The following is a 1144-nucleotide window of genomic DNA, read 5'->3' as shown; positions in this document are numbered from 1 at the left end:
GACGGTGCAACTGGTGCCAAAGGCGATACCGGCGCAACTGGTGCAACCGGTGCTGACGGTAAGAACGCTGAAGCCGACGTTAAAGACAACGGCGACGGTACTCATACTGTAACCATCAAAGACGGTAACGGTAACACCACTACTACCATCGTTAAAGACGGTGCAACTGGTGCCAAAGGTGACACTGGTGCAGATGGTAAGAACGCTGAAGCCGACGTTAAAGACAACGGCGACGGTACTCACACTGTAACCATCAAAGACGGTAACGGTAACACTACTACTACCATCGTTAAAGACGGTAAGAACGCTGAAGCCGATGTTAAAGACAACGGCGACGGTACTCACACTGTAACCATCAAAGACGGTAACGGTAACACCACTACTACCATCATTAAAGATGGTGCAACTGGTGCCGACGGTAAGAACGCTGAAGCCGATGTTAAAGACAACGGCGACGGTACTCACACTGTAACCATTAAAGACGGTAACGGTAACACTACTACTACCATCGTTAAAGACGGTAAGAACGCTGAAGCCGACGTTAAAGACAACGGCGACGGTACTCACACTGTAACCATCAAAGACGGTAACGGTAATACCACTACTACCATCGTTAAAGACGGTGCAACTGGTGCCAAAGGTGACACTGGTGCAGATGGTAAGAACGCTGAAGCCGACGTTAAAGACAACGGCGACGGTACTCATACTGTAACCATCAAAGACGGTAACGGTAACACTACTACTACCATCATTAAAGACGGTAAGAACGCTGAAGCCGACGTTAAAGACAACGGCGACGGTACTCACACTGTAACCATCAAAGACGGTAACGGTAACACCACTACTACCATCGTTAAAGACGGTGCAACTGGTGCTAAAGGTGATACTGGTGCTACAGGTGCTACAGGTGCAGATGGTAAGAATACTGAAGCCGACGTTAAAGACAACGGCGACGGTACTCACACTGTAACCATCAAAGACGGTAACGGTAATACCACTACCACTATCGTTAAAGACGGTGCAACTGGCGCTACCGGTGCAACTGGTGCCAAAGGTGATACCGGTGCAGACGGTAAGAACGCTGAAGCCGACGTTAAAGACAACGGCGACGGTACTCACACTGTAACCATCAAAGACGGTAACG

1 protein-coding gene is annotated in these 1144 nt (G+C 49.2%); it reads left to right on the top strand.

The window, feature by feature from the left end; translation table 11 throughout:
* Window positions 1–1144 (top strand): collagen-flanked surface repeat-containing protein (locus ACTHRY_RS11080; RefSeq protein ID WP_440374259.1); only part of this gene is annotated, 1144 nt, incomplete at both ends.

It is taken from the genome of Neisseria sp. P0004.S004, from assembly GCF_051963335.1.
Lineage (GTDB): Bacteria > Pseudomonadota > Gammaproteobacteria > Burkholderiales > Neisseriaceae > Neisseria.
The sequence above is the reverse complement of the archived record's forward strand: the minus strand, read 5'-3'. Positions and strand labels throughout refer to the sequence as shown.